The 5,649-nt window shown below is 61.1% G+C and carries 4 protein-coding genes; 2 read left to right on the top strand and 2 right to left on the bottom strand.

All coding sequences use genetic code 11. From position 1 onward, the window contains the following. Window positions 1–83 precede the first annotated feature (83 nt). Both eno and hcp read right to left on the bottom strand, forming a co-directional pair. A complete protein-coding gene (gene eno / locus SY1_RS03915) occupies window positions 84–1,379 on the bottom strand; it encodes a phosphopyruvate hydratase (RefSeq protein WP_015556251.1) in 1,296 nt (431 codons plus the stop codon). Window positions 1,380–1,485: 106 nt separating this feature from the next. Beyond that, entirely contained in the window at window positions 1,486–3,120 is a 1,635-nt protein-coding gene (gene hcp / locus SY1_RS03910; protein ID WP_208872771.1) for a hydroxylamine reductase, read from the bottom strand. Between the two features lie 614 nt (window positions 3,121–3,734). Between hcp and SY1_RS03905 the strand changes: the two genes are divergently transcribed. Together SY1_RS03905 and SY1_RS03900 are read left to right on the top strand one after the other, a co-directional pair. After that, entirely contained in the window at window positions 3,735–5,150 is a 1,416-nt protein-coding gene (locus tag SY1_RS03905) for a uracil-xanthine permease family protein (protein ID WP_015556249.1), read from the top strand. A gap of 264 nt (window positions 5,151–5,414) precedes the next feature. Then, a complete protein-coding gene (locus tag SY1_RS03900) occupies window positions 5,415–5,648 on the top strand; it encodes a hypothetical protein (protein ID WP_208872769.1) in 234 nt (77 codons plus the stop codon). The last annotated feature ends 1 nt before the right edge of the window (window position 5,649 follow it).

The following is a 5,649-nucleotide window of genomic DNA, read 5'->3' as shown; positions in this document are numbered from 1 at the left end:
CAATCCATATCAGATCATTTCAATTCCCAATTGCCTCGTCGTCTTTGCCCGACGGCCTCGTCGCTCAGCCGGCCCGGTGCCCTTCAGCGATTGAACGCGTGGACGCCCGGATAGGCGGCCGCGTTCCCCAGCGCCTCCTCGATGCGCAGGAGCTGGTTGTACTTGGCGGTGCGCTCTCCCCTTGACGGCGCCCCCGATTTGATCTGGCCCGTGTTCAGGGCGACGGCGAGGTCCGCGATCGTCGTGTCCGCCGTCTCGCCCGATCGGTGGGAGACGACGGCGGTGTACCCCGCCCTGTGGGCCATGCGGACGGCATCCAGCGTTTCGGACACGGACCCGATCTGGTTCAGCTTGATCAGGATGGAGTTTCCGCAGCCCATCTCGATCCCCCTGGACAGGCGTTCCGTGTTCGTGACGAAGAGGTCGTCGCCGACGAGCTGCACCTTCCCGCCGAGCTGTCGGGTCATCTTTTTCCAGCCGTCCCAGTCCTCCTCGTCCAGCCCATCCTCGATGGACCAGATCGGATACCGATCGACCAGAGCCTCCCAATGGGCGATCAGCTCATCGGAGGTGAGGTCCAGGCCGGACTTCGGCTGATGGTAGAAGCCGACGCCCTTTTCGCTCTTCCACTCGCTGGATGCGGCGTCCATGGCCAGGACGAAATCGCGCCCCGGCTCATAGCCAGCCTTCTGGATGGCCTCAAGGATGGACTGAATCGCATCCTCGTCGTCCTTCAGGTCGGGCGCAAAACCACCCTCGTCCCCAACGCCCGTCGCGCGGCCCCGCCCCTTCAGGATGCCTCGAAGGGAGTGAAACACCTCGGAGCACCAGCGGTACGCCTCGCGGAAGGACGGTGCGCCGACGGGCATGACCATGAACTCCTGGATGTCGAGGGAGTTGGCGGCATGGGCACCCCCGTTCAGGATGTTCATCATCGGCACGGGGAGGAGGCTCGCGTTCACGCCCCCCAGAAAGCGGAACAGCGGCACCCCCATGGACTCCGCCGCGGCCCTGGCACTGGCGATGGACGCGGCGAGGATCGCGTTGGCGCCCAGCCTGGACTTGTTGGGCGTCCCATCCGCCTTCAGCATGGCGAAATCGACGGTGTGGACGCTCTGAGGGTTCAAGCCCCTCAGGACGTCGTTGATGACCGTGTTGACGTTCGCCACCGCCCTGGCCACGCCCTTGCCGCCGAAGCGCTTTTCGTCGCCGTCCCGAAGCTCGACCGCCTCGAACTCGCCCGTCGAGGCTCCGCTGGGGGCGATTCCCCTCCCGACGGTCCCGTCCGACAGGACGACCTCCGCCTCCACGGTGGGGTTGCCGCGGGAATCCAAAATCTCCCTGCCCGTTACCTTCTCAATGGCTGCATGTTTCCACATCGCTTCTACGCGCCTCCTTTAACTGTTGTCCCCGTACCGCAATCCGGAAGGCCGCAGGGCAGTGGGCAGCAATCTGCCCCGTGCCCCTGCGGCCTTCTTTCGGTCGTCAGGCGATCAGCAGTTTCAGGTCCTCGTCCACGGTGCCGATCCCTGCGATGCCGAAGTTCTTCACCAGCACGCCCGCCACGTTGGGGGACAGGAAGGCGGGGAGCGTCGGCCCAAGGTGAATGTTCTTGACCCCCAAGTAGAGGAGCGCCAGCAGGACGATAACGGCTTTCTGCTCGTACCAGGCGATGTTGAAGGCCAGCGGCAGCTCGTTGACGTCCTTCAGGCCGAAGACCTCCTTCAGCTTCAGGGCGATGAGGGCCAGGGAGTAGGAGTCGTTGCACTGCCCGGCGTCCAGCACGCGCGGTATGCCTCCGATGTCCCCCAGGTCCAGTTTATTATACCTGTATTTCGCGCAGCCCGCCGTCAAAATCACCACGTCCTTCGGCAGCTTGTCGGCGAACTCCGTGTAGTACTCCCGCGACTTCATCCGTCCGTCGCAGCCGGCCATGACCACGAACTTCCTGATGGCGCCGGACTTCACCGCGTCCACCACCTTATCGGCCAGCGCGAACACCTGCTCGTGCGCGAAGCCGCCCACGATGCTGCCCCGCTCGATCTCCTCCGGCGCAGGGCACGTTTTAGCCTGCGCGATGATCGCGGAGAAGTCCTTCACCTCGCCGTAGGCGCCGTCGATGTGCCTGCATCCGGGGAAGCCCGCCGCCCCCGTCGTCCACAGTCGGTCCTTGTAGCTCTCCGCCGGAGGGACGACGCAGTTCGTCGTCATCAGGATGGGGCCGTGGAAGCTCGCAAATTCCTCCTTTTGCTTCCACCATGCGTTTCCGTAGTTGCCGGCGAAGTGGGGGTACTTCTTGAAGGCCGGGTAGTAGTGCGCAGGCAGCATCTCGCTGTGCGTGTAGACGTCCACGCCCGTCCCCGCCGTCTGCTCCAGGAGCATCTCAAGGTCCCTCAGGTCGTGTCCGGAGATCAGGATGCCCGGGTTCTTCCTGACGCCGATCTCGACCTTCGTGATCTCAGGATTCCCGTAGGCTCCCGTGTTCGCCCGATCCAGGAGCGCCATGCCCTCCACGCCGTACTTGCCCGTCTCCAGGGTCAGGGCGACCAGGTCGTCCACCGTCAGAGCGTCGTTCAGCGTGCTCGCCAGCGCGCGTTGGATGAAGGCGTCCACGGCCTCGTCGTCCTGCAGCAGGGCGTTCGCGTGCTTCGAATAGGCAGCAAGGCCCTTCAGCCCATAGGTGACCAGCTCGCGAAGGCTGCGGATGTCCTCGTCCGACGTCGCCAGGACGCCCACCTTTGCCGCTTTCGCCTCGAATTCGTCCCTCGTCCCCTTCCAGGAGGCCGCTTCAGGCAGCCCCGACGCATCCTTGACGCGCGCCAAAAGCTCCTCCTTCAACCTCAGCGTCTCCTCGATTCGGGAGACGATCGCGTCCCGGTCGAAGTTCGCGTTCGTGATCGTCGTGAAGAGGTTCACGGTGACCGAATGGTTCACCTTCTTGTCCACTTCCTGCCCCTCGCTCCGCAGGCGTTCCGTAACGCAGGAAAGCCCCTTCGTCACATAGATCAGAAGGTCCTGCATCGCCGCCACGTCCGGCTTCTTGCCGCAGACGCCGCTTTTGGTGCAGCCCTTTCCGCCCGCCGTCTCCTGACACTGAAAACAAAACATGCTGCAATCCATCTTCATATACCCCCCCATGTTTGATTCACGATCCATTTTTAGGCCCCATGAGCCCGATGTCCGCTCATTGCGCGCCGGGCTCGTGGCCTCCTGTCAACCGCGATCCGAACGCCGTTTCGAAAATACTATAGCCCGCTTCGGTCGGTTTGTCCGTTGTTATGACAACGCCCCGTGAATTCATGAACACTCCAGGGCACGTTGATGACGTCGTTGAGGTGATTTTAGGATGAACCTGTGGACGCTGACTCCAAGTTCACGGTGATCGTATACTTCGTTGTTTTTCTCCGGTCATCGACAGACACCTTGACGAAACCGGAAATGCCCGTTAGAATACCGTGGGTTTTAGAAATTGATCCATCTGGGGGCAGCAAAGTGGCCGTTACCAAAAGAGGCAAGCTCGACGTCATACAGAAAATATAAAGGGCACACAGGAAAAATTTTTTTCCGGTGTGTCCTTTTTTTATACAGGGATTTGGAGGCATGACCGCGCGGCGACAGGGAGGGCATCCTCTCCGTGTGCCCAGCTTCCGGCTCCTGCCAGACGGGAAGGCCCGTTCTGGCGCCGGTTCCGTTTTTCGCGGCCGTTCCTGACGTTGAAAGGAGATTGAATAACGATGAGCGGGGAAATGAAAAGTATCGGCAATGAGGCCATCTACGACGCCAGGTCCCTTGGCGTGGGCAGGATGTTGATCCTGGGCGTGCAGCACCTGTTCGCCATGTTCGGGGCCACCGTCCTGGTGCCCCTTCTGACGGGGCTCAGCGTCAGCTCGACGCTCCTCTTTGCGGGGGTGGGCACGCTGCTGTTCCACATGATCGCAAAGTGGAAGGTGCCCGCCTTCCTGGGCTCCTCCTTTGCCTTCCTGGCAGGCTACGCGGCGATCGCACCGAAGGGCGACCCTGCGCTTTTGCCCTATGCGTGCTTTGGGGTTGCCTGTGCGGGGCTGGTCTACCTCCTGCTGGCGGCGGCATTTCGCGCTTTCGGAGCCAGCCGTGTCATGCGATATTTTCCGCCCATCGTCACGGGGCCGATCATTATCGCCATCGGGCTGACCCTGTCGCAGTCCGCGATAGAGAACTGCTCGAAGGACTGGTTCATCGCCCTGGTCGCCATCGTGGTCGTCATCGCCTGCAACATCTGGGGGCATGGCATGGTGAAGATCATCCCGATCCTGCTCGGCGTGGCGGGGTCCTACCTGGCAGCGGTAGCGATTGGCGCCGTGGACTTCAGCACCATTGCGGCGAAGCCCTGGTTCGGCTTCCCCGTCGAATATGGTCAAACGGTGTTCGCGATCTTCACCAACGGAAGGGTCAACTTCGACCTGTTGATCTCCTCGGTCATCACCATCGTGCCCATCGCCTTCGCAGCCATGATGGAGCATATCGGCGACATCTCCGCGATATCCTCCACGGTGGGCATCAACTTCATCAGGGACCCCGGCCTTCACAGGACGTTGACGGGCGACGGCCTGGCGACGACGGCGGCCTCCCTCTTCGGTGCGCCGGCGAACACGACCTATGGCGAGAACACCGGGGTGCTTACGCTGACGAAGGTCTACGACCCAAAGATCATACGCCTGACGGCGGTCTTTGCCGTCCTGCTCTCCTTCTGTCCCAAGTTCGCCGCGGCCATTGAGAGTATGCCCACGGCGACGATCGGCGGAATCTCCCTCATCCTCTATGGCATGATCGCCTCCGTCGGCGTCCGAAACATCGTGGAGACGAACGTCGATTTCTCGCAGAGCCGCAACGTCATCGTCGCCGCCCTGATCCTGGTGCTGTCGATCGGCATCAACTACAGCTCGGCCGGAGCCCTCAACTTCACGCTGGGGGGCATCGGCATCAAGTTTTCCGGCATCGCCACCGGGTCCCTGGTCGGCATCCTGCTAAACGCCGTCCTTCCCGGCAAGGACTACAAGTTTGACGATGACGTGCCCAACCGAACGGGGGTCAACCTGGAGATCGCCCAGGGCAAGAGCCTGGACTGGCGGGCTTCCGATGGCGTGGAAGGGCAGGATACGGTGATATCCTAAGGAGAAACGACCCTGCCGAAAGGCGGGCGGAAAACCGTAAAAACAAGACAGCCGGCGATCGGGTGAGCGACGCCGGCTGCCTTGTTAAAACAGGGATGCGAAAAAAACGTTCTCGGCGGTGAAGGAGAATCCTGAGGAACGGGAGGAGCTGGGCGTTCCGAAGCTGCGGCAGCTATCCGATGTGCCGTGCAAACCCGGACGACAAGGACGGCAGACCTGGGTTTAGGCAATGATACAATATCCTCGGAAAGGAGGAGGGGCTTTATGTTTCAATCGACAATGTCAGAAGCTCGACGTAAGGAAATTGGAAGACAGGTTGCAGATGCAATGAAATTTGGTAATAAGGATCTCGCAATAAAGCTTTCGATGCAAATTCCTTTAGACCTACCAACAGCGAGGGTTCTTAAAGCGGATGGGGGAGTAGAGCGCTTGAAAAATTTTGGATTCAACCTTGATGATGTGGTAGTAGCCTATGGAAAAGAATGGCTTGAGTCCTGAT

This window comes from Fretibacterium fastidiosum (genome assembly GCF_000210715.1).
Lineage (GTDB): Bacteria > Synergistota > Synergistia > Synergistales > Aminobacteriaceae > Fretibacterium > Fretibacterium fastidiosum.
The sequence above is the reverse complement of the archived record's forward strand: the minus strand, read 5'-3'. Positions and strand labels throughout refer to the sequence as shown.